At 65.7% G+C, this 21,247-nt stretch carries 19 protein-coding genes; 10 read left to right on the plus strand and 9 right to left on the minus strand.

Annotated elements, in window-relative coordinates:
• Positions 1 to 282: 282 nt before the first annotated feature.
• From ACVIIV_RS09725 to ACVIIV_RS09740, 4 genes are all read right to left on the minus strand, one after another.
• Positions 283 to 1,809, minus strand: coding sequence for a L,D-transpeptidase family protein (locus ACVIIV_RS09725; protein ID WP_456743990.1), 1,527 nt, complete (start codon positions 1,807 to 1,809; stop codon positions 283 to 285).
• A 537-nt stretch (positions 1,810 to 2,346) separates the two neighbouring features.
• Positions 2,347 to 3,309, minus strand: a complete 963-nt coding sequence (locus ACVIIV_RS09730) for an acetyl-CoA carboxylase carboxyltransferase subunit alpha (protein WP_456743991.1) — start codon at positions 3,307 to 3,309, stop codon at positions 2,347 to 2,349.
• A 342-nt stretch (positions 3,310 to 3,651) separates the two neighbouring features.
• Entirely contained in the window at positions 3,652 to 4,608 is a 957-nt protein-coding gene (gene xerD / locus ACVIIV_RS09735; protein ID WP_456743992.1) for a site-specific tyrosine recombinase XerD, read from the minus strand.
• A gap of 17 nt (positions 4,609 to 4,625) precedes the next feature.
• The gene (locus ACVIIV_RS09740; protein ID WP_035669499.1) at positions 4,626 to 4,772 is read right to left on the minus strand and encodes a hypothetical protein; all 147 of its coding nucleotides are present in this window, start codon (positions 4,770 to 4,772) and stop codon (positions 4,626 to 4,628) included.
• 147 nt (positions 4,773 to 4,919) lie between these two features.
• On the opposite strand from ACVIIV_RS09740, the gene ACVIIV_RS09745 reads away from it, so the two are divergent.
• The 3 genes from ACVIIV_RS09745 to ACVIIV_RS09755 all read left to right on the plus strand — a co-directional run bounded on the left by ACVIIV_RS09745 (position 4,920) and on the right by ACVIIV_RS09755 (position 8,102).
• A complete protein-coding gene (locus ACVIIV_RS09745) occupies positions 4,920 to 5,543 on the plus strand; it encodes a shikimate kinase (protein WP_456743993.1) in 624 nt (207 codons plus the stop codon).
• Entirely contained in the window at positions 5,540 to 6,682 is a 1,143-nt protein-coding gene (gene aroB, locus ACVIIV_RS09750) for a 3-dehydroquinate synthase (RefSeq protein WP_456743994.1), read from the plus strand. Before ACVIIV_RS09745 ends, aroB begins: the two co-directional genes overlap by 4 nt.
• A gap of 67 nt (positions 6,683 to 6,749) precedes the next feature.
• On the plus strand, positions 6,750 to 8,102 hold the full coding sequence (locus ACVIIV_RS09755) for a hemolysin family protein (protein ID WP_456743995.1): 1,353 nt from the start codon (positions 6,750 to 6,752) through the stop codon (positions 8,100 to 8,102).
• Between the two features lie 164 nt (positions 8,103 to 8,266).
• Here the strand turns inward: ACVIIV_RS09755 and ACVIIV_RS09760 are convergent, their stop codons facing one another.
• Positions 8,267 to 9,364: an ISAs1 family transposase gene (locus ACVIIV_RS09760; RefSeq protein WP_456742655.1), complete on the minus strand. Its 1,098-nt coding sequence runs from the start codon at positions 9,362 to 9,364 to the stop codon at positions 8,267 to 8,269.
• Positions 9,365 to 9,477: 113 nt separating this feature from the next.
• Entirely contained in the window at positions 9,478 to 9,744 is a 267-nt protein-coding gene (locus tag ACVIIV_RS09765) for a BolA family protein (RefSeq protein WP_456743996.1), read from the minus strand.
• Positions 9,745 to 9,871: 127 nt separating this feature from the next.
• On the opposite strand from ACVIIV_RS09765, the gene ACVIIV_RS09770 reads away from it, so the two are divergent.
• Complete coding sequence (locus tag ACVIIV_RS09770) at positions 9,872 to 10,504, plus strand: J domain-containing protein (protein ID WP_456743997.1); 633 nt, start codon at positions 9,872 to 9,874, stop codon at positions 10,502 to 10,504.
• 152 nt (positions 10,505 to 10,656) lie between these two features.
• Here ACVIIV_RS09770 and ACVIIV_RS09775 read toward each other — a convergent pair whose 3' ends face one another.
• Positions 10,657 to 11,751: a citrate synthase/methylcitrate synthase gene (locus ACVIIV_RS09775; protein ID WP_456743998.1), complete on the minus strand. Its 1,095-nt coding sequence runs from the start codon at positions 11,749 to 11,751 to the stop codon at positions 10,657 to 10,659.
• Positions 11,752 to 11,823: 72 nt separating this feature from the next.
• Between ACVIIV_RS09775 and ACVIIV_RS09780 the strand changes: the two genes are divergently transcribed.
• Positions 11,824 to 13,038 carry a citrate/2-methylcitrate synthase gene (locus tag ACVIIV_RS09780; RefSeq protein WP_456743999.1) on the plus strand — a complete coding sequence of 405 codons (1,215 nt, stop codon included), beginning with the start codon at positions 11,824 to 11,826 and terminating at the stop codon, positions 13,036 to 13,038.
• 132 nt (positions 13,039 to 13,170) lie between these two features.
• Here the strand turns inward: ACVIIV_RS09780 and ACVIIV_RS09785 are convergent, their stop codons facing one another.
• The gene (locus ACVIIV_RS09785; RefSeq protein ID WP_456744000.1) at positions 13,171 to 13,902 is read right to left on the minus strand and encodes a DedA family protein; all 732 of its coding nucleotides are present in this window, start codon (positions 13,900 to 13,902) and stop codon (positions 13,171 to 13,173) included.
• A 297-nt stretch (positions 13,903 to 14,199) separates the two neighbouring features.
• On the opposite strand from ACVIIV_RS09785, the gene cobS reads away from it, so the two are divergent.
• From cobS to ACVIIV_RS09810, 5 genes are all read left to right on the plus strand, one after another.
• Positions 14,200 to 15,198 (plus strand): cobaltochelatase subunit CobS, encoded by a 999-nt coding sequence (gene cobS / locus ACVIIV_RS09790; protein WP_122400559.1) that lies wholly within the window; start codon positions 14,200 to 14,202, stop codon positions 15,196 to 15,198.
• Positions 15,199 to 15,402: 204 nt separating this feature from the next.
• A complete protein-coding gene (cobT, locus tag ACVIIV_RS09795; RefSeq protein WP_456744001.1) occupies positions 15,403 to 17,307 on the plus strand; it encodes a cobaltochelatase subunit CobT in 1,905 nt (634 codons plus the stop codon).
• Positions 17,304 to 18,386: an esterase-like activity of phytase family protein gene (locus ACVIIV_RS09800; protein WP_456744002.1), complete on the plus strand. Its 1,083-nt coding sequence runs from the start codon at positions 17,304 to 17,306 to the stop codon at positions 18,384 to 18,386. The genes cobT and ACVIIV_RS09800 overlap by 4 nt, the downstream gene beginning before the upstream one ends.
• A gap of 232 nt (positions 18,387 to 18,618) precedes the next feature.
• A complete protein-coding gene (locus ACVIIV_RS09805; RefSeq protein ID WP_456744003.1) occupies positions 18,619 to 19,731 on the plus strand; it encodes an NADH:flavin oxidoreductase/NADH oxidase in 1,113 nt (370 codons plus the stop codon).
• Positions 19,732 to 20,043: 312 nt separating this feature from the next.
• Positions 20,044 to 20,451 (plus strand): hypothetical protein, encoded by a 408-nt coding sequence (locus ACVIIV_RS09810; protein ID WP_456744004.1) that lies wholly within the window; start codon positions 20,044 to 20,046, stop codon positions 20,449 to 20,451.
• A gap of 249 nt (positions 20,452 to 20,700) precedes the next feature.
• Here the strand turns inward: ACVIIV_RS09810 and ACVIIV_RS09815 are convergent, their stop codons facing one another.
• Entirely contained in the window at positions 20,701 to 20,946 is a 246-nt protein-coding gene (locus ACVIIV_RS09815) for a PilZ domain-containing protein (protein ID WP_027565029.1), read from the minus strand.
• Positions 20,947 to 21,247: the final 301 nt, after the last annotated feature.

The raw sequence follows: 21,247 nt of genomic DNA on the forward strand, positions 1-21,247 counted from the left end.
GCTCCGAGTCGCCGCCTTCAAGTCTCGCACCGCGTATCCAGCCAGTCCCGTCATCCCCGCGCAATGGCGAAGCCATTGTCGCTGGAGGCGCGAGTGGCACGATGCGCAGCATCGTGCCGCGAGCCTCGAAGGATGAAAGGCCGAGCTGTCAGCCGGGCCGTCGCCCTTCGAGGGCTGCTGAAGAAGGCCACCCCGAGCGACAACGGCTTCGCCGTTGCGCGGAGGGTGACGGGAGATATTGTCGATTGAAGAAGCGCCGAGACGGAGCGCGGCTCGCCCGGCCTACTTCATCGCACCAAAGCGGCTGTCGAACGAGTTCGACTGCACCACGGGGGCGGCGCCGGCCATCATCGGGGCACTGTCACCTGCGCCGTCCGAGACTGACGGCTTCAGCGCCGGTCGGGTCTGGGCAAGCCGCGTGTCGGGCTTCGGCGGCTCTGCCGGCTTGGCGGCGGCGACAGTCGGCTTCGGCGCGTCCTTCGCAGCGTCCTTGGACTTGTCATGCCCCGGCACGAATCGGGTCACTGCGGCCTTCAGCCTGGATGCTGCGGTCGGCGGCGTCGTGGACGTCTGGGCCGGCGCCACGGACGCTGTGGCCTGCGGCGCAGGCGTGGTGGTCGCCGTGGTGTCGGCGGTACCGAGGCCCATCTTGCGGCCGAGATTCGAGAAGAAGCCGCCGGATTTTTCTTGGGATTTCTCGGCCGGAGCAGCTGCGGCGACGCGCGTGTTGGCAGCGGGTGCGTTCACCGCGACCACTGGCTCTTCCTTCGGCCCAGGCGCGGACGCCACCGCGTCGAGATTCGGCTTGGGCGGATTGACGTGGCCGGGGATCGTGCCCGGCGCTTTCGCCATGGCCAGCATCTGCAGCGTGGTGCCTTCGGCGCCCTCGGACAGCCCGGTCGAGCCTTCCGGAATCTTGGCGGCGAACACCTTGTTCATGCCGCCGTCGATGCCGGTGTTCATGCGCGCCACCGGCGTGCCCTTGGCGACCAGCTTGGCGTATTCGGCTTCGTCCTTGGCCTGCTTCTCGCGCACGGCGCTGGCGATCTCCTCGGGGATCACATAGGCCGGACATTTCGCCGAGGCGTCGAACACAGGATCGCGCTTGGCGTCCGCCGGCTTCGCCGCGTCGAAGACGTATTTCTTCTCGCAGAAATCGACCTTCGGCTCCTGCCGCGTCACCTCGAAATGATCATAGCCTTCCTTGATCATCTTCCAGAAGGCCATGTTCGGATTGTTCCGGTGCTTGGCCATGTTCACCGGCGTCATCTTGAACGGATAGGCTTGCAGCTGAAACGCCTTCTGGCCGCCGAAGAAGGATTCGCGCCCGAGCGAATAGATCTCCGCGATCTGCTCGTCCGTCATGGCGTAACAGCCGCGCGAGGAGCAGTCGCCATGCACCATCAGCTGCGAGCCGGTGCGGCCCAAGGCCTTGTCGAACGCGTTCGGATAGCCCGTGTTGAAGGACAGATAGTAGGCCGATTGCGGATTCATCTGGCCCGGATTGATCGAGTAGAATCCTTCCGGCGCCTGGCGGTCGCCTTCGCGCACCTTGGGGCCGAGATCGCCGGACCAGCGGCAGATCGGATAGGTCTTGAGCAGCGCGAACTGGCCTGAGCGGGTCTGCTTCCAGACCTCGAGCTCGGCCTCCTGCTTGAACAGGCGCACCAGGATCGGCGATTGCAGGTCCATGTCCTTCTCGGTCATGGCGGCGATCAGCTTCGGCGGCACCGGCTGATTGGCCTTGGCGTTGGTCGCGAGCGAGATCTGGTCGCTATTGCAGCCGGCCAGCAGACCGCCGGCCGTCATCAGCGCAACCGAAGCCAAGAGCGCGCGAGCAAGCGAACGAGAAATCAAGATGGACCCCACACCGTGCCGGGCATTGAAGCGCGAACCCCAATTCTTCTGGAGCATGATCCGACCGGAAAACCGGACCCGTCATGACGGGTTTTTTCAGCTCACGCTCCAGCGCTTATGCCCTGAAGCCATTGATTAAAATTCTAACCTCTGGGTCATGTGGTCGCAACCCGAGCGGGGATCACGAGGGCGTTGGCCCAGTGGCATGGTCAACGAAGACTGAATGGACGCGACTTGGGACGTAACTTGGGCCTTTCGGCCCAATCAGGACTCAGATCGCCGATTTGGGCAAAAAAAGGGTTAATGCGGGGTTACCGGCGGGCCGTGCCTTGGGCGGTCTCGCGCCCCGGACGCAGCGCAGCGCCCTTTAGCGGTGCGCTGCTGAGCCGGGGCCCATGGCTGACCGCGAGCTCTAGGCCTGCTGGGTCCCGGCTCTGCGGAGCGTCACTTCGTGCCGCACCGCGTCCGGGACACGGAATCGAGCCCGAATCAGCCCAGTTTTCGGCCGATATCGAGGAATTTCTGCCGCCTTTGCTTGCGGATGGCGTCGCCGTCGAGGCCCCGCAGCTCGTCGAAGGCCTTGGCGATGGCATCCCCGGTGGTGGCGATCATGGCGGCGGGGTCGCGGTGGGCGCCGCCGACCGGCTCCTTCAGGATGGTGTCGATCACCCCGAAGCGGAGCATGTCCTGGGCGGTGATCTTCATGTTGTTGGCGGCTTCCTGCGCCTTGGTGCCGTCGCGCCAGAGGATGGAGGAGGCGGCCTCCGGCGAGATCACGCTGTAGATGGCGTGCTCCAGCATCAACACTCTGTTGGCGGTGGTGATGGCGATGGCGCCGCCCGACATGCCCTCGCCGGTGATGATGGCGACGTTCGGCACGGTCAGCGCCAGGCACGCATCGGTCGAGCGCGCGATCGCCTCGGCTTGTCCCCGCTCCTCGGCGCCGATGCCGGGATAGGCGCCGGCGGAATCGGCCAGCGACAGCACCGGCAGGCCGAAGCGCTCGGCCATCTCCATCAGCCGCACGCATTTGCGATAGCCTTCGGGCCGCGCCATGCCGAAATTGTGCCGGATCCGGCTCTCGGTGGAATCGCCCTTCTCCTGGCCCATCACGCAGATCGGCTCGCCGCGGAAGCGGCCGAAGCCGGCCACCAGCGCCTCGTCCTCGCCGAACTTGCGGTCGCCGGCGAGCGGGGTGAACTCGGTGATCAGGCCCTTGATGAAGTCGTTGAAATGCGGCCGCTGCGGATGCCGCGCCACCAGTGTCTTCTGCCACGGCGTCAGGTTCGTATAGAGGTCGGCCAGCGCCTGCGCCGCCTTGTCCTCGATCCGCCCGATCTCGTCGCTGATGTCGGTGCCAGTGGCGGCGAGCGCGCGCAATTCGTCGACCTTGGAGTCGAGCTCGGCGACGGGCTTTTCGAAGTCGAGATAGCTGCGCATCTGGTCTTGCATCAACTCAATATAGGGGCACGGGGCGAGAGAGCGAAGCGAGGTTGGGGTCGCGGAAAGAAGTGTAGCTTCTTCAACGAGTTGGCTTGTGCGCTCGTGGCAGGGAGCCAAATCAGTGGTGAGGCCCCGGCTCTTTCTGCGGAGATGTGGCCGAAGTCAAGGCGGTTTCGGCTGTTACCCCGGACGAGCTCTCGTGTCCCGGACGCGCTGCAGCGCTTCCATAGCGCTGCTGCGCAGAGCCGGGACCCAGCAAGCGGCATGGGCCCCGGCTCTGCAGCGCACCGTAACCCGACGATGCTTCGCATCGCCGGGAACGCTGCGCCGCGTCCGGGGCACGAGACCTGATTACTTCTCCGCCAGCGGGTGCAGGTCGCGCACCAGGCTCTTCAGCCGCTCCTCGACCACATGGGTGTAGATCTGGGTCGTGGAAATGTCGGTGTGGCCGAGCAGGGTCTGCACGATGCGCAAGTCCGCGCCGTTGTGCAGCAGGTGGCTGGCAAAGGCGTGGCGCAGCACGTGCGGGGAGACCAGGCGGGCCTGAAGCCCGGCGGCGACCGCGAGCTCCTTCAGGTCGCGGGCAAAATGCTGCCGCGTCAGATGTCCGCTCTCGCCGAACGAGGGGAACAGCCATTTCGAGGCGGCCACGCTGTTCTTCTTGTCGGCCTTTGCAGCCTCCGTCGCGGCGAGATAATCCGCCATCGCCTGCCGCGAGGCCTCGTTCAGCGGCACCAGTCGTTCCTTGTTGCCCTTGCCGCGCACCACGATCATGCGAGCGTCGCGCTTGGCCGCCGAACGCGGCAGCGCCACCAGCTCGGAGACGCGCAGGCCCGTGGCATAGAGCACCTCCAGCAGGCAATAGAGCCGCAAGGCGCGCAGCCGTTTCGAGGGCGAAGCATCTTCCGCCTCGCTCAACTCCCTGGCGCGGCGGAGCATGCGGTCGACATCGGCGATCGACAGCACCTTTGGCAGGCCACGCCCGCGCTTGGGGCCGGACAGGATCGCCGCGGGATCGTCGGTGCGGATGCGTTCGTTCAGCAGGAAGCGGTAGAGATGCCGCATCGCCGACAGCCGGCGCGCGACGCTGGTGGATTTGAAGCCGCGGGTGTCGAGATCGGCGAGATAGTCGCGCAGCGTCTGCGTTTCGGCGTCAGCAAATGTGTGGCCGACCCGGCCCAGAAACTCGGAGAAATCGGTGAGGTCGCGGCGATAGGCGTCGAGCGTGTTGGGTCCGGCGCCCTGTTCCGCCGCGAGCATGTCGAGGAACAGGCCGGTGAGCTTGGTGTCGGAGGGCTTTGCGCGCATGCCCTGGAGGCTAGCTCCTATTTCTTGAGAAACTTATCCGGCGGGATCGTCACCGTCATTTCCCGCGGCTTCGGATTGACGAAGTTCGCCAGCGCGAAGACCACGCCATAGACGATGCCGGCGATCACGGCGACGACCGTCAGGAAGCGGAACAGGCTGGGCATCGGACTGGGGTTCCGGCGAGCAAATTAACCAATGAAATCATCCAACATGTTCGTCGTTTCGTGGCAAGAGTCCACTGGCGAGGGCCCCTGTGGGGTCGTATAGGTGGCCAAACCATGCCGCCTTTGGCGGCAGATTGAGCGAGATTCATGTCTGACGCTGCGTTGCCGATCCAAGCTTCGCCTGAGGCCGATATCCTGTCGGCCCTGGGTGCGCGCTCGATCGTGCTCGTCGGCATGATGGGCGTGGGCAAATCCACCATCGGTCGCCGCATGGCTCTCAGGCTCAAGCTGCCCTTCGTCGATGCCGACACCGAGATCGAGGCGGCGGCCGGCATGACCATACCGGAGATTTTCGAGCGCCACGGCGAGACGCATTTCCGCGACGGCGAAGCCCGCGTGATCGCGCGCCTGCTGGAGGGTGGCCCCGTGGTGCTGGCGACCGGCGGCGGCGCCTTCATGCGTGAGGAGACGCGGACCCGCATCGCCGCCAAGGCGGTCTCGATCTGGCTCCGGGCGGACCACGACGTCATCATGCGCCGCGTCCGCCGCCGCGCCGACCGTCCGCTGCTTCAGACCGCCGACCCCGAGGGAACCGTGACGCGCCTCCTCACCGAGCGCGAGCCGGTCTATGCCAATGCCGACCTCACGATCGCCTCGCGCGACGTGCCGCACGACAGAATCGTCGAGGAATGCATCGCGGCGCTGCACGCCCATCTGTGCGGTGGACAGGCCGCCCAACCACCTGCCGACGTTGCGAGTGCGTTAAGATGACTGCGCCGTTGAAACATTCCGATCCCGTCAAGGTCGACGTCGCGCTGGAGAATCGCGCCTATGACATCGTCATCGGCCGCGGCGTGCTGTCGTCGCTTGGCGAACGGGTCGCAGCGTTGCGGCCGGGCGTACGCACGGCTGTTGTCACCGACCGCACCGTCGCAAAATACTGGCTCGAGCCGACCGAAGCGTCGCTTGCCGCGAGCGGCATTCCGACCTCGCGCATCGTGGTCGAGGAAGGCGAGATCTCCAAGACCTATGCGGGTCTCGAAAAGGTCAGCGAAGCCCTGATCGCTGCGAAGATCGAGCGCAACGATCTCGTCATCGCGCTCGGCGGTGGCGTGGTCGGCGATCTCGCCGGCTTTGCAGCGGCGATCCTGCGCCGCGGCGTCGATTTCGTGCAGGTGCCGACCTCGCTGCTGGCGCAGGTCGATTCATCCGTCGGCGGCAAGACCGGCATCAACTCGCCGCAGGGCAAGAACTTGCTCGGCGCCTTCCACCAGCCGGTGCTTGTCATAGCCGACACCGCCGTGCTCGACACGCTGTCGCCGCGCCAGTTCCGCGCCGGCTATGCCGAGGTCGCCAAATACGGCGTGCTCGGCGACGAGGCCTTTTTCTCCTGGCTGGAAAAGAACCATTCCGACATCTTCAAGGGCGGTTCGGCGCGCGAGCATGCGATCGCGACCTCCTGTCGCGCCAAGGCCGGAATCGTCGCGCGCGACGAGCGCGAGACCGGCGAGCGTGCGCTGCTCAATCTTGGCCACACCTTCGGCCACGCGCTGGAAGCGGCGACCGGCTTCTCCGACCGCCTGTTCCACGGCGAGGGCGTCGCGATCGGCATGACGCTGGCGGCGCAGTTCTCGGCCAGGCTCGGCATGATCGGCGAGCTGGACGCGGCGCGTGTCGAACGCCACCTGATCGAGATAGGCCTGCCGACACGCCTGCAGGACATCGCGGGCTTTGCGCAGGAAGGGCTTGCCGATGCCGACGCGCTGATGGCCCTGATGGCGCAGGACAAGAAGGTCAAGCGCGGCAAGCTCACCTTCATCCTGCTGGAGGCCGTGGGCCGCGCGGTGATCGCGAAGGATGTCGAGCCGGCGCCGGTGCGCGACTTCCTGAGAGAGAAGCTCGCGCAGTGATGGCGGGGCCGTTCAGATCGGCCGCCCGCGAAACGGCGGGGAATGCCGGGGCGGTCGCGAGGCAAACATGAGTTCGATTTCGATCAATCTTCTGCTTGCGGCCCTCCTGCTCGCGGCCAACGCGTTCTACGTGGCTGCCGAATTCGCGCTCGTGAAGAGCCGCGGCTTTCGCGTCAAGGCCATGGTCGAGCAGAACCGCTTCGGCGCGCGCCTGCTGCAGACCATGATGGGAAACATCGAATCCTATCTCGCCTGCTGCCAGCTCGGCATCACCATGGCCTCCCTCGGGCTCGGCTGGATCGGTGAACCGACCGTGTCTGCGCTGCTGAGCCCTGTCCTCAGCCCGCTCGGACTGTCGGAGGCCACGCTGCACTTCACCTCGTTCGTTGCGGGCTTCCTGGTCTTCTCCTCGCTGCACATCATCATCGGCGAGCAGGTGCCGAAGACGCTCGCGATCAGGGAGCCGATGCCGGTGTCGCAGTGGATCGCGTATCCGCTTCATGCCTCCTACCTGGTGTTCTATCCGCTGAGCTGGTGTCTGAACACGGCGTCGAGCGCGATCCTGCGTCTGATCGGCGTCCAGGAGTTTTCGCAGCACGAGATCCTGACGGATTCCGAGATCGAGGGGCTGGTCGAGGAATCGGCAGTGCACGGCAAGATCGAGAGCGGCGAGGCCGAATACATTCACAACGTCTTCCGCCTCGGCGAGCTCACCGTGTCCGACGTGATGGTTCACCGCACCGCCATGGTGATGATCAATGCCGACCTGCCGCCGGAAGAGTTGGTGCGGGAGGTGCTGGCCACCGAATATACCCGCATTCCGCTGTGGCGCGACAAGTCGGAGAACATCATCGGCATTCTGCACGCCAAGGATCTGTTGCGGGCCATTCGCGCCTCCGAGGGCGATACCTCGCGCATCGACGTCACCACCATCATGCTGCCGCCCTGGTTCGTGCCGGAGATGCGGCCGATCTCCCAGCAGCTCAAGGCGTTCCGCCGCCGCAAGACCCATTTCGCGCTCGTCGTCGACGAGTATGGCGAGGTCGAAGGCCTCGTGACCCTGGAAGACATTCTGGAGGAGATCGTCGGCGATATCTCCGACGAGCATGACGTGGTCGTCGCCGGCGTGCGCCGCCAGCCCGATGGCTCCGTCGTGGTCGACGGCTCGGTCCCGATCCGCGATCTCAACCGTGCGCTGGACTGGCACCTGCCCGACGAGGAGGCAACGACTGTGGCGGGCCTCGTCATTCACGAGGCGCGCTCGATCCCCGACCGCGGCCAGAGCTTTACCTTCCACGGCTTCCGCTTCCGCGTCCTCCGCCGCGAACGCAACCGCATCACCGCGCTCCGTATTTCACCGGTGCCGCGGGAGACGGAGCTGGAAGAGGTCAAGCCGAGAAGGGCCGGGACGTCGTTCTGATTTCTTTCTTACCCTCCCCTGGAGGAGGAGGGTCGATCGCGCGCAGCGCGAGCGGGGTGGGGTGATCTCTCCACGCGGGCGCTGTTCGTGTGGAGAAATCACCCCACCCCGCTGCGCATTGCGCTTCGCTCCATGCGCAGCGACCCTCCCCCTCCAGGGTAGGGCTATCGCATGTGGCCAAGAAGCTCGAAGAGAAAGGCATCGTTCCATCCGGCGCGCTTAAGCTTGAGGCGCAAGGAGGTGGTTGTATCGGGATGGGCTCTGGCGACATTGAGGGCAAGACGCCGGAGTACGGCAAGGTTGGCCGGGGCGTTGTCCTTGCGGTTGCGGGCCAGATCCTCGTCGAGGACGACGTCGAGCGGCCAATGCAGGCCGTTTTCGATGGTCCAGTGAGTACGGACGATACGCAGAACATCCTTGGAGCTGTAGGCTTGGCTCATCAGGAAGAAGCGCTCGATGGCCTTGTCTTTGCCGCGCTTGCTGGTGATCCTGGCCACGGCCTTGATCCCGGGAAAGTCGTGCTTTTGCGCCATGTCCTTGACCGGTGCGACAACGGCAGTGCGCCTTTCCTTGCGCCCGTGATCGGCATCGGTGGTGGTGGTCGCTCTGGTTCCCTTGCGCGTTGCGGCACCGATGGCAGCCTTGGCGTCGGCCAACAGCGCCGGCTGGTTCTCCTTCACCGCCAGCACGTAATCGCCGCGCCGTGCCACAATCGCTTTGGCCATGCCGCGATGGCAATGCAGCGCATCGGTCGTCACCACGCAGCCTTTGAGCTGCAGAAGTTCGATCAACTGCAACGCGCCGGCAGCTTCGTTGTTGTTCGGCGCCTGCACGTTGGCCAGCGCCATGCGGGTCTGCGCCGCCCAAGCGGTCACCATGACGGGCGGCATATGGCTCTTGCCGCGCTCGTAGCCGCGCCGCAGCGCTTTGCCGTCGAGCGCGATCACTCCCCTCGGTTGTTTGATCTTCGCGCCTTCCGCAAAGGCCTTCATGAAGCGCTGGAAGGCTTTCTCGAACGCTGCCGGATCGAGCATGCGGAACACGCGGCTGAACGTGTCGTGGCTCGGCAGACCATGCTCGAGCACCAGCACACCCTCCCAAAGATAGGCCTTCATCCGCGCAAACAGCGCCATGTCGGTGCAACTCGTTGCCCCACACAGCGTCGCCATCAACGCAATGAACAAAATCTCCGTCAGATCGTGCAGCGCATTGTCCGCGCGCGGGTCCGGCAATTCCTCGAAGCACTCCGCAAATCGGTTCATCGGCCGCTCCATCCGAATCAGGAGCTACCTTCAGAATCAATTTCTCGCCGCTTCGCAATGACTTACAGAATCCCACATGCGATTCCCCTGCCCTCCAGGGGAGGGTAGGAAGATCATTCCCCCGGCGCCTGCGCATTGATCGCGAGCGCGTGGACGCTGCCGGAGAGTTCCGCGGCGAGCGCCGAATTTATCATGCGATGGCGGTCGACCCGGCTCTTCCCTTTGAAGGCGGCAGACACGATATACACACGGAAGTGCGTCTCGCCGCCCGGCCGATGGCCGGCGTGGCCCTCATGCAAATGTGACTCGTCGACGACTTGCAGGCTTTCAGGCGTGAAAGCTTCCTGCAACTTGTTGCTGATAGTGTCTTTCATAGCCATGTGTGCCATTAAGGTGCGTGATCGCGCCCCGTCAATACCCGGACGTCCGAGGTCACTTCGACCGGGTGCTCAGCGAATTGCAATGTCAAGACTTGAAGGTTTTTGCGTTGCGTAGTCAAAGTCAGCCATGCCGATCGATTCATCAAAGTTCTTCGACTCCATCCGCGTGAAGCCGCGGGGCAAGCAGCCGGAAGCGAAGCCGCGCGAGACCACGGTCGCCTGCGAATGGGCCGGCTGCCAGAACAAGGGCAGCCATCGCGCGCCGAAGGGACGCGAGAACCAGCGCGAATACTGGCACTTCTGCCTGGACCACGTGCGCGAGTACAACCAGAACTACAATTTCTTCTCCGGCATGAACGCTGATGCGGTCGCGCGCTATCAGAAGGATGCGCTGACCGGCCATCGACCGACCTGGAAGATGGGCGCCAATGGCGGCAAGAAGAATGCGGAAGCCGAGATCGACATGGCGTCCGATCCGTTCAGCATGTTCAGCGAGATCAACGGCCGCGCCAACTGGCGCCGCGGGCCCGAAGCGCAGCCCAAGGCCGAGACGCGCAAGGTGATGAACGCCGAGCGCAAGGCGCTGCAGGTCATGGGCCTCGGCCCCGACTCCACGCTTGCCGACGTCAAGACCAAGTACAAGGCCCTGGTCAAGCAGCACCACCCCGACGCCAACGGCGGCGACCGCTCCACCGAAGACCGCCTGATCGAGATCATCAAGGCGTATAACTATCTGAAGACGGTGGTGCGGGAGGCGTAAGGCCTCGCGAATTCAAGTGTAATTATCGTAGGGTGGGCAAAGCGAAGCGTGCCCACCGCTTCTGTTGCATTTTCAGATCGATGGTGGGCACGGCGCCAGTGCGCCTTTGCCCACCCTACGATTCCCGGACTCGCGGAGATATCCGCGATACATCACCCCTCCGGCATCGCCCCCACATACGATGAGCTCGGCCTAATCAACCGCCCCGTGCGCTGCTGCTCGCGCGCATGCGCGGTCCAGCCTGCGCTGCGTGCCACCGCGAAGATCGGCGTGAACGCCTGCCGTGGAATCGCCAGCGCATCGAGCAGGATCGCGGTGAAGAACTCGACATTGGTCTCCAGCGGCCGATCCGGGTTCTTCTTGCGCAGCGCGCTGCGGATATAGGCCTCGACCTCGCCGGCAAAGGGCAGGTCGGCGCCTTCAGCCGAAAGCCGCTCGATCGCGGCCTTGAGCACGTCGGCGCGCGGATCGCGCACGCGATAGACCCGATGGCCAAAGCCCATCAGCCGTTCGCCGCGCGCGAGCGCCGCATCCACCCATGGCCGGATGCGCTCGCTGGAGCCGATCGCGTCTAACATCTCCAGCACCGGCTCCGGCGCGCCGCCATGCAGGGGACCGGTGAGTGCGCAGTAACCGGCAGTGACGGCGGCGAACAGGTCGGCCTGGGTCGAGGCCACCACACGCGTGGTGAAGGTCGAGGCGTTCATGCCGTGATCGCAGACCGTGACGAAATAGGCATCCAGTGCTGCGACCTCGCGCGGCTCCGGCGCGGCGCCGCGCAGCGCCCGCAGCGTATCGGCCGCATGGCTTGCATTCGGATCGGGCGCGACCGGCGGTAGTCCCTTGGCGCGACGAACCAGCGCGCCTGCGATCACCGGAAACGCGCCGACGATCGTCGCCTCGTGCTCCAGCCCGTTCTCGGCGCGAAGCCCGGCGACCGCGGCCCGGAACCCGTCGACGATGCCCATGCCGTGCGTCGCGGACAAGAGGTCGGGTAACCGCGCAAAGGCGCGCTCGCGCGCCACGCCGAGGCTTGCCCGCACATTGGCTTCGCTCAAGCCGGTCTTGCTCGCGCCGTTCCAGAGCCGGGCGGTGACGCCCTCAAAACTCGACTGGCTTGCGAGCCGGCCGACATGTTCGCCGGCGATGATCAGCTCGCCGCGATCGCCATCGACATGGCTCAGCACGGTCTCAGCCGCGGGAACGCCGTCCAGCCCGATCTGGCTTTTGGTGAGGTGGATATTCATGGCCTGTCTCCTTTCACGGCGGAAAGATCGGGCCTCTCGACAGATTGATCAATCTTGATTACGTAAATCAATATGAAAAATTCCGATGGGCTGTACCTTTCCGCCCGGGAAGCCGCCGCCGAGCTCGCGATCTCGCCGGCCACCCTCTACGCCTATGTCAGCCGCGGCCTGATCCGCTCCGAGCCGACGCCGGACTCGCGAAAAAACCGCTATCGCGCCGAGGACGTCCGGGCGCTGAAGGAGCGTCGCGTGCCGTCGCCGGAGCCGCGCGGCCTGCGCAGCTTCGACGCCGACCTGCCGGTGATGGACACCGAGATCTCGACCATCACCGAGGAGGGCGCGATCTATCGCGGCGTCAATTGCGTCGATCTTTCCCAGAGCGACACGCTGGAGCACACCGCGACGCTGCTCTGGGACGTCTCCGGCGTCGATCCGTTCGCGCCCGACAATCAGCCCGAGATTTCCGAGGAGATGCGCACGATCGCAGCGGCCGCGCGCCGGGCGGCGCCGATCGACCGCGCCATCGCCGTGCTGGCCCTGGCCGCGAGCGCCGATCCCCGCGCTTTCACTCGTGCGCCCGATGGCCGCGCCATGGTCGGCGCGCGCATCGTCCGCCTGCTGGTCGCGACCATGCTCAATGCCGAGCCGTCGGCCGAGCCGCTGCATCAGCAGGTCGCGCGGGCCTGGGCGGCGGACAACAAGCATGCGCCCGATCTGATCCGCCGCGCGCTCGTGCTGCTGGCCGATCACGAGCTGAACGCCTCGACCTTCACCGCGCGCTGCGCGGCCTCGACCGGCCTTAATCTCTACGACTCCGTCATCGCCGGCCTTGCCGCGCTGAAAGGGCCGAAGCATGGCGGCGCCGGCGTGCTGGCCTCGCAGCTCGTCAAGACCCTGGTCGACCGCGACGTCGAGCCGATGGTGCGCGAGCGCGTCGCGCTCGGCGAACGTTTCGCCGGCTTCGGCCACGGCGTCTACAAGCGCGGCGATCCCCGCGCGCAATCGCTGCTGAATGCGCTCTCGCGCGCCGGCGCGCCGCGTAAATTCACCCGCGAGCTGCCGGAGCGCATCGCGGAAGCAACCGGCGAATTCGTCAACATCGACTATGCGCTCGCGGTGCTGGTGCACGCGCTGCGCCTGCCCGCCGGCAGCGAGCTCGCGCTGTTCGCGATGGCCCGCAGCGTCGGCTGGATTGCACATGCCAGCGAGCAATTGCAGTTCGGCAAGCTGATCAGGCCGCGGGCGCGGTATGTGGGACCGGCACCGGGGCGAAGGGCGGGGAGTTAGGTTAGGTCCCGAACAGCGCGAAGCGGCGAGGCGCACTGCCACCCTCCCCTGGAGGGGGAGGGTCGATCGCGCGCAGCGCGAGCGGGGTGGGGTGATCTCTCAAGATGGGCACTGTTGGATGTGGAGCGACCGTCACCCCACCCCATCGCCCGTTTCGCTGCGCTCAACGTGCGCCGACCCTCCCCCTCCAGGGGAGGGTAAGAGCGACGCCCGTGGCTTGACTGTTGCGACGATGGCGTTTTGCCGGCGGCGATAGATCCAGACCGCCACGCCCAGCACGATCGCAACCCCAACCACGGTCAGAATCCAGATGTGCTTGCCGATATGGGCGTGATGATGCAGCCCGGCATATTCGTGCAGGGCCGAGACCGCCAGCACGCCCGGCAGCACGTGTGCGGGCGCCCAGGCCAGGATCGCCGGGATGTTCACCGCGTAAAATTTCGCGGGTGCCATGCCCAGCGCGCCGGCGGTTACGGGGACGAAGGCGCGGATCGGGGGCACGAAGCGGGCGAAGAACACGGCCCAGGTGCCGAAGCGGTTGAAGAAGCTTTCGCTCTCCGCGACCACGCGCGGATAATTGGTCAGTGGCCAGGTGTTGAGGATATCGCGCTGCCGCCGGTGCCCGATCCAATAGGCCGAGCCGTCGCCGAGCACCGCGCCCAGCACGGCCGCCAGCAGCACCCATGGCAGCTGCAGCTCGCCGCCCGGCACCAGGGCGCTCAGCGCCAGGATGATGGTCGAGCCGGGGATCACCGACCCCACCACCGGAACGGCTTCGAGCAGCGCCGCCAGGAACAGGGTCAGATAGCCCAGCCATGCATGGGCCGAGACGAATGAGATGAGGGGATCGAGGAAGGACGTCACGTCGTCTCTGCGGCGGGCTGGAGCATTGGAGTTTAGACCCTACCTAAGTAAGCGCATGCGGCAAACGTGCCATTTGGGCAGGCAGAGACGTTACCCCGCCCGAAATTCGGGCGTGATTCGCAACGCAGCCCTCCAAAATCTGCGTTCCTTGCCTATCTAAATGAAAAGACAATGGAACTTTGATTGGAGGGCGGGCTTCTGCCCGCCACTTGTCTCTGATAGGTTGCTTTCCAGCACCCAGCCGCAGCCAACGTGCGAATAACCGGTTTCGGGACCGCCCGGGACCTCGGAGGATTGATGACGACCGCCGCCCTGTCCAAAGTTGAGGAAGTTTCCGGTCTGCCCGACATGAAGGTGTCGGTGCGCCAGGTGTTCGGGATCGACAGCGATCTCGAAGTCCCCGCCTATTCCGAAGTCGATCCTCATGTGCCCGAAGTCGATTCCGATTACCGCTTCGACCGCGCCACCACGCTCGCCATTCTCGCCGGCTTCGCCAAGAACCGCCGCGTCATGGTGACCGGCTATCACGGCACCGGCAAATCCACCCATATCGAGCAGGTCGCGGCGCGCCTGAACTGGCCCTGCGTGCGCGTCAACCTCGACAGCCACATCAGCCGCATCGATCTCGTCGGCAAGGACTCCATCGTGGTCCGCGACGGCAAGCAGGTCACCGAATTCCGCGACGGCATTTTGCCCTGGGCGCTGCAGAACAACGTCGCGCTGGTGTTCGACGAATACGACGCCGGCCGCCCCGACGTGATGTTCGTGATCCAGCGCGTGCTGGAAGTCTCGGGACGTCTGACGCTGCTCGACCAGAACAAGGTGATCAAGCCGCACCCGGCGTTCCGCCTGTTCGCCACGGCGAACACCGTCGGCCTCGGCGACACGTCAGGCCTCTATCACGGCACCCAGCAGATCAACCAGGGCCAGATGGACCGCTGGTCGATCGTCACCACGCTGAACTACCTCAGCCACGACGAGGAAGTCGAGATCGTGCTGGCCAAGGCCAAGCACTATCGCACCCAGGAGGGCCGCGACATCGTCAACAAGATGGTGCGCCTCGCCGATCTCACCCGCAACGCCTTCGCCAACGGCGACCTGTCGACGGTGATGAGCCCGCGCACGGTGATCACCTGGGCGGAAAACTCCGACATCTTCGGCGATATCGGCTTTGCCTTCCGCGTCACCTTCCTCAACAAGTGCGACGAGCTCGAACGTCCCCTGGTCGCCGAGTTCTATCAGCGCTGCTTCAACGCGGAGCTGCCGGAATCGGCGGTGAACGTGGCGCTGAGCTGACCCAACCACGATGTCGTCCCGGACCAGCGAACGCAGTGAGCGCCGATCCGGGACCCATAACCCCAGGGCGGCGTTGTGGCGCGAGCTATCAATTCCACCATTCGCCAAACGACGTCCTGTTATGGGTCCCCGCGCCCCGTGCGCAATTGCGCACCAGGCGGGGACGACGGCTCAGGTTGAGCCTGGGACGACGGTGAGATCGAGATGAGCACCACCTCCAACTCCAAATTCCGCAGCAACAAGGAAGCGCCGACCGAGCCGTTCAAGCGCTCGGTCGCTTCCTGCCTCAAGGCGATTGCGAAATCGCCCGAGCTCGACGTCTCCTTCGCCGCCGAGCGCCCGGGCCTTGCGCCGGGCAAGGCGCGGCTGCCCGAGCCGGCGCGGAAAATGACCAAGCGTGATGCCGCGATCGTTCGCGGCCACGCCGATTCCATCGCGCTCAAGCTCGCCTGTCACGATCCCAAGGTTCATCGCAAGCTGATGCCCGGCAATCCGCAGGCCCGCGGCGTGTTCGAGGCGGTCGAGCAGGCTCGCGTCGAGGCGATCGGTGCGCGCCGCATGGCCGGCGTTGCCAAAAACCTCACCGCGATGCTCGATGATCATTTTCACCGCGGCAAGTTCGACGAGATCACCGACCGCGCCGATGCGCCGCTCGCCGACGCCCTGGCGATGCTGGTGCGCGAGCGCCTGACCGGCATGGCGCCGCCGACGGCCGCGAGGAAGATGGTCGATCTCTGGCGTCCTATTCTCGAAGACAAGATCGGCAGGCGGCTCGACCGGCTCGACGGCGTGCTCGAGGACCAGACCAAGTTCGGCGACGCCGTGCACGACCTGCTCTCGGCACTCGAGCTCGGCGACGAGCGCAGCGCCGACAGCGAGGACAATGACGAGAACGACGAGAACCAGGACGGCGACAACGACCAGTCCGGCGCCGAAGGCTCGCCCGATTCCGACGCCGCGCAGGAGATGAGCGCCGACCAGGCGCAGACGACCTCGGAGGAGATGAGCGAGAGCGCGATGGAAAGCGCGCAGGCCTCGACCTCGGATACGTTCGACGACGGCGAGCTCGGCGACGACGAGACGCCGGGCGAGGCGACGCGTCCGAACGCGCACGGCAGGAACGAGCCGCGCGGGCCGGAATATCACGCCTTCGCGCCCAAGTTCGACGAGGTGATCGCGGCCGAGGATCTCTGCGATCATGACGAGCTGGAGCGGCTGCGCGCCTATCTCGACAAGCAGCTCGCGCATCTGCAAGGCATCGTCGCCCGCCTCGCCAACCGGCTGCAGCGCCGCCTGATGGCGCAGCAGAACCGCGCCTGGGAGTTCGATCTCGAAGAGGGCATCCTCGACCCCGCGCGCCTGTCGCGCGTGGTCACCGATCCCTATCATCCGCTGTCCTTCATGCACGAGAAGGAGGCGACGTTCCGCGACACCGTGGTGACGCTGCTGCTCGACAATTCCGGCTCGATGCGCGGCCGCCCGATCACGGTCGCCGCGACCTGCGCCGACATCCTTGCGCGCACGCTGGAGCGTTGTGGCGTCAAGGTCGAGATCCTCGGCTTCACCACGCGCGCCTGGAAGGGCGGGCAATCGCGCGAGGCCTGGCTTGCCGCCGGCAAGCCGGCCAATCCCGGCCGCCTCAACGATCTCCGCCACATCATCTACAAATCCGCCGATGCCCCCTGGCGCCGTGCGCGAAAAAACCTCGGGCTGATGATGCGCGAGGGGCTGCTGAAGGAGAACATCGACGGCGAGGCGCTGGACTGGGCGCACAAGCGCCTCCTGGCGAGGGCCGAGCAGCGCAAGATCCTGATGATGATCTCGGACGGTGCGCCGGTCGACGATTCCACGCTGTCGGTCAATCCCGGCAACTATCTCGAGCGGCATCTGCGCCACATCATCGAGGAGATCGAGACCCGCTCGCCGGTCGAGCTGATCGCGATCGGCATCGGCCATGACGTGACGCGCTATTATCGCCGCGCGGTGACGATCGTGGACGCCGAGGAGCTCGGCGGCGCCATCACCGAAAAGCTCGCCGAGCTGTTCAGCGAGACCAACACGGCGCCCACGCAAGCACCCGGTCGCCCACGACGCAAATTGCATTCGTGAGCACGCTATCATCCCGCCGCAGCTTTCTCGGGCACGCAGCGGCGGGATTTTCAACTCTCGCAGTCTCCGGCTTGGCGCGGGCGCAAGGTGCGGCCGAGCCGCCGCCGCGCGCGCAGGTCGAGCACGCCGTCGCCGCGCCCGTCAGCGTCGAGGTCAACGCGCGCGCCATCCCCAATTTCGAGCCGCGCGACCGCTCGCGCACGCGCTTCGGCTCGCTGGAATATCGCAGCGGCCTGGTGCTGACCTCGTCCTATCGCGGCTTCGGCGGATTGTCCGGCATCCGCTTCCTCGACAGCAAGGGCGAGCGTTTCCTCGCGATCTCCGACCAGGCCGGCTGGTTCACCGGCACCATCCGCTATTCCGGCCGCGAGATGATCGGGCTTGCTGACGTCGAGGCGGCGCCGCTGCTCGGCAGCGAGGGGCGGCCGATCACGGACAAGCACCTCTGGTGGGATTCGGAATCGCTCGCGCGCGACGGCAACCTCGTCTATGTCGGGCTCGAGCGCGTCAACCAGATCCTGCGCTACGATCTTGCCAAGGGCGGCACCCGCGCCCGCGGTGAGGTGATCGGCATTCCGCCCGCCTTGCGCAAGCTGCCCTACAACAAGGGGCTGGAGGCGATGGTGGTCGTGCCCAAAGGCAAAGACCAGAACTTGCCGCTCGCGGGCACCTTGATCGCCTTCTCCGAGCGCGGGCTCGACGCCGACGGCAATCTCGTCGCCTTCCTGATCGGCGGCTCCACGCCCGGCCAGTTCAGCGTGCGCCGCACCGAGAACTACGACATCAGCGATGCCGTGCTGCTGCCCTCCGGCGAGCTGCTCATCCTCGAACGCAAATTCTCCTGGTTCACCGGCGTCAACATCCGCATCCGCTCGATCCCGCTGAAGGGAATCGCGCCGGGTGCGCTGGTCGACGGCCCCGCGCTGTTCGCCGCCGATCTCGGCCACGAGATCGACAACATGGAAGGCATCGACGCCCACGTCACGCCCGACGGCGAGACCGTGGTGACGCTGATCTCCGACGACAATTTCTCGATGCTGCAACGGACCTTGCTGCTGCAATTCACGCTGGCGGAGTAGGGCCGTCTATCTCCCAGTCATTGCGAGCGCAGCGAAGCAATCCAGACTGCCTCCCCGGAAAGACTCTGGATTGCTTCGCTGCGCTCGCAATGACGAGGGGGGCTAGCTCGCGTCAAACCGCCATTGCCGGAATGCACGCCGAGGCGGCCCGCCATTCCCCCGTGCGCCTAGCAATCCGCGCGTCTCTCACTACACTCCTCGCATTGCCCCTCCACCCCCCGGAACCCCCCGCATGAGCGCCCTGTTTAATCCGATCAAGCTGCGCGGCCTGACCTTGAAGAACCGCGTCGTGGTGTCGCCGATGTGCCAGTATTCGGCCGACGACGGCGTCGCCACCGACTGGCACTTCACCCACATCAACAATCTCAGCCTATCGGGCGCTTCGATGTTCTGCATCGAGGCGACGCATGTCGAGGCGATCGGCCGCATCACGCCGGGCTGCCTCGGGCTCTACAGCGATGCCTGCGAGGCCGCGCTGAAGCAGATCCTCAGCTCGGTGCGCAAGCATTCCTCCACTGCGGTCGCGATGCAGCTCGCCCATGCCGGCCGCAAAGCCAGTAGCGCGCGGCCCTGGGACGGCGGCCAGCTGATTGCGGAGGGGCACGGCGGCTGGCAGACGGTGGGGCCGTCGGCGGTGCCGCACAAGGAGGGCGAGGCCGCCCCCCTGGCGCTGGATGCGGCAGGTCTGAAGCGCATCCGCGAGGCCTTCGTCGACTCGACCAAGCGCGCCGCGCGGCTCGGCATCGACGCCATCGAGGTGCATGGCGCGCACGGCTATCTCCTGCATCAATTCCTGTCGCCGATCTCCAACCGGCGCACCGACGAATATGGCGGCGCGCTCGCGAACCGCATGCGTTTTCCGCTCGAAGTGTTCGACGCGGTGCGCGCCGCATTCCCGCACGACAAGCCGGTCGGCATGCGGGTGTCTTCGACCGACTGGGTCGAGGGCGGCTGGGATCTGGCGCAGACCATGGAATTTGCGAGAGCGCTGAAGGCGCGCGGCGTCGATTGGATCGATGCCTCCTCCGGCGGCGTCTCGCCGCTGCAGAAGATTCCGCTCGGCCCCGGCTATCAGGTGCAGTTCGCAGAAGCCATCCGCCGCGAGACGGGATTGCCCACCATCGCCGTCGGCCTGATCACGGATGCCAAGCATGCCGAGGAGATCGTCACATCCGGCAAGGCCGACATGGTCGCGCTCGCCCGCGGCATGCTCTACGACCCGCGCTGGGCCTGGCACGCCGCCGCCGAACTCGGCGGCGAGGTCGAGGCCCCGCCGCAATATTGGCGCTCGCAGCCCTCGACGCAAAAGGCGCTGTTCGGCAAGACCACCTTCGGGGCGAGGTAGCCGTTTCGCGCTGACTGAGTATGTGGCGCCGCGCCCGCGCCACTTACTCCGTCATTGCGAGCGCAGCGAAGCAATCCAGAATCCCTCCGCGGAAAGACTCTGGATTGCTTCGCGGAGCCTGTCATCGGGCCGCGCTTCGCGCGGACCCGTTGGCTCGCAATGACGATGGAGAGGCAGGCGTACATCACAGGTCCAGGTCGCGTCCCTGCGAGATCGGGACCCACCCCTCACGCATCCGTAAAACTCCTCGCCTTCCACCTCCCCCAAAACTGGCCTAACCTCTCTGCCCTCAACGCCTCGCGGAGGCCGGCCATGCGTTTTGGTGTTCGTAAAACTGCCCATGTGTTCGAGCGCGTCGGTCTTGCGATGGCGGGGGCCGCGTGCGGATTGTTCGTCGGCGCCTATGTGGGATCTGCGATCCCCACGCTCACCACGCAGGGATTCCTGCTGCTGATGATGGCCTTGGGCGCCGTCGGCTTCTATCTCGGCATCGACACGCCGCAAATGCCTTTCGACGACGCACACGGCGAGATCGACGCCGCGGAATTTCTCAGTTCGGCCGGCACGCTCTGCGCCACGCTGACCGCGCTCGGCTCCGTCGCCGTGATCGTGCTCCGGCTCGATCCGCACATGGCCTGGACCTGGCTCGTCTTCGCCGGCTGGATCGCCGGCGTCGCCATGCAGATCGTCGCCGGCGCCAAGTCCAGGATGCGGAAGTAGCTTCGCCAATTGTTGGAAGAGATCGTGCCGCAAGCACGCTGCGTTCCCTCCCCCCTTGCCGGGGAGGGCTAGGGAGAGGGGTAGCCACACGACGAGCTCTTGCGAGTTGCGCGACGCTCTGTGGCGCCACCTCGCATGCGACCAACACCCTTTGCTGGGCCACCCCTCTCCCCAACCCTCCCCCGCAAGGGGGGAGGGAGCCGAGCGGAGTGCTTGGCGAGACTTATGTTTGCCAGCTACAGCGCTCCCTCAAAACACCACGCCCACCCGCGTGCCGCGCTTCCACGCAATCCGGCAGCGCTTCTTGGTGTTGACGTGGAGCAGCTCGAACCGATCGGGAATCTTCACCTGCCCGCCGAGATCGACGCAGGCCCCGCCGGGCGAATAGTCGATCAGCGTGCACGGGATCACCGGCGCGCGCGGGTCGGTGATGATCTTGGCCTGTCGCGAGACCAGCCCTGCGGGCTTCACGCGGACAAATTTGCGCGGATGCATTGGCACGTCTCCTCCAATTCCGCAGGTTTCGCGGCGGGTGGTTCGTCCCAATGATCGGAAAGAGATGATGCGATCCGGCTAAGGTTGGCGGGAGAATTTTAACGAAAAGTGTCGGCGAATGGCAAAAGTAGCGGTAGCGCGGTGCGCTCCCCCTCTCCCAAAGGGGGAAACGGCGATGTGGCGCGCGTCTGCCTCCCCACCGTCATTGCGAGCGAAGCGAAGCAATCCAGAAATCCCTCCGCGGAGGCAGCCTGGATTGCTTCGCTTCGCTCGCAATGACGCCGTGGCGGGTGGAGCCCAC

Source organism: Bradyrhizobium sp. USDA 4354 (genome assembly GCF_054060315.1).